This is a genomic window from Amycolatopsis kentuckyensis (assembly GCF_002155975.1).
In the GTDB taxonomy this organism is placed as follows: Bacteria; Actinomycetota; Actinomycetes; order Mycobacteriales; family Pseudonocardiaceae; genus Amycolatopsis; species Amycolatopsis kentuckyensis.
The window spans coordinates 1-1,900 of record NZ_MUMI01000296.1 but is presented as its reverse complement, the minus strand read 5'-3'; the positions used below and the strand labels follow the sequence as shown (position 1 = coordinate 1,900).

At 76.0% G+C, this 1,900-nt stretch carries 1 protein-coding gene; it reads right to left on the bottom strand.

The window, feature by feature from the left end; translation table 11 throughout:
* Positions 1–1,900 (bottom strand): type I polyketide synthase (locus tag CCN39_RS27270; RefSeq protein WP_143264164.1); only part of this gene is annotated, 1,900 nt, incomplete at both ends.

The window sequence follows — 1,900 nt, the reverse complement described above, 5'->3', positions numbered from 1 at the left end:
GCCGTCGGAGTTGACCGCCGAACCGCGGACCACGGCCAGGACCCGGTGGCCGTGGCGCTGCGCGTCCGACAGCCGTTCCAGCAGCAGCAGACCGGCGCCTTCGCCCCAGGCCGTGCCGTCCGCCGCCTCGGCGAAGGCCTTGCAGCGGCCGTCGGCGGCGAGGCCGCGCTGGCGGCTGAACTCGACGAACGTCCCCGGCGTGGCCATCACCGTGACCCCGCCGGCCAGGGCCATCGTGCACTCGCCGAGCCGCAGCGACTGGACCGCCAGGTGCAGCGCGACCAGCGACGACGAACACGCCGTGTCCACGGAGACGGCCGGGCCCTCCAGCCCGAAGGTGTAGGCCAGCCGTCCCGAGGCGACGCTCGCCGCGTTGCCCGTGGCCAGGTGGCCCTCGAGGACGTCGGCCGAGCCGAGGAGCAGGGTCGTGTAGTCGTGGCTGTTCGTGCCGGCGAACACACCGGTCCGACTGCCCCGCAGGGTCGCCGGGTCGAGGCCCGCGCGCTCGAAGGCCTCCCACGCGAGCTCCAGCAGGAGCCGTTGCTGCGGGTCCATCGCGAGGGCCTCGCGCGGCGAGATGCCGAAGAACCCGGCGTCGAACGCGCCCGCCGCGTCGAGGAACGCGCCCTCGGTCACCGTCACCGAGCCGAGCCGCGCGGGGTCGGCGTCGTACAGGTTCTCCAGGTCCCAGCCGCGGTCGGCCGGGAAGCCCGTGACCGCGTCCGCGCCCTCGGACACCAGGCGCCACAGGTCTTCCGGCGAGCCGACGCCACCGGCGTACCGGCAGCTCATCGCGACGATGGCGATCGGCTCGTCGGCGGCCGCGGACACCGTCGTGGCGGCTTCGGTGACGGCATCCCCCAGGACGCCGTCCCGCAGGTGCCCGGCGAGCGCGGCCGGGGTCGGCCAGTCGTAGACGAGCGTCGAGGGCAGCGCGAGGCCGGTTTCGGCGCGCAGGGCGTCGCGCAGCTCGATCGCGGTCAGGGAGTCGAAGCCGATCTCCTGGAACGCCCGATCCGGGGCGACGGCGGCCGCGCTGGGGTGGCCGAGCACCGCGGCGGCCTGGTCGCGGACCAGCTGCAGCAGCACTTCACCAGCGCCGGCCGGGGACAGCCCCCGCAGCCGGGCGACGAGACCGCCGGGTTCGGCCACCGGTTCGTCGAGGACGGCTTCGGGGATCGTGGTCAGCAGCGGGCTCGGCCGCCGGGAGGTGAAGGCGGCGGTGAACCGGGGCCAGTCGACGTCGGCGACGGTGACGTTCGTGTCGCCGCCCGCGGCCCGCAGCAGGGCCAAGACGGCCGCCCCCGGCTCCAGCGCGCGGAGACCGCGGCGCAGCAGGTAGTCCTCGGCGTCGTTGTCGGCGGCCATCCCGCCGTCGGCCCACGGGCCCCAGGCCACCGCGGTGGCGGCCAGCCCACGGGCGCGGCGGGCTTCGGCGAGCGCGTCGAGGTAGGCGTTCGCGGCGCCGTAAACGCCCTGCTGACCACTGCCCCAGACGCCGGCGATCGAGGAGAAGAGGACGAAGGCGTCGAGGTCGGTGTCGGCGAGGAGCTCGTCGAGGTGGCGGGCGCCGGTGGCCTTGGCCGCCCATTGCTCCGTGAAGCCGTCCACTTCGGACAAGGGGGCGGACCGGACGACGCCGGCCGTGTGCACGACGGCGGTGAGCCCGGGGCTGACCCGGTCGAGGAGGTCGGCCACGAAGTCCCGGTCCGCGACGTCACCGGCGGCGAACGTCACCCGGGCGCCCAGCTCGGCGAGTTCCGCGCCCAGTTCGGTGGCGCCCGGCGCGTCGGCGCCCCGGCGCGAGACGAGCACCAGGTGGTCGGCGCCTTCGCGGGCGAGCCGGCGGGCGACCTGGGCGCCCAGCGCACCGGTGCCGCCGGTGACGAGCACCGTGCCG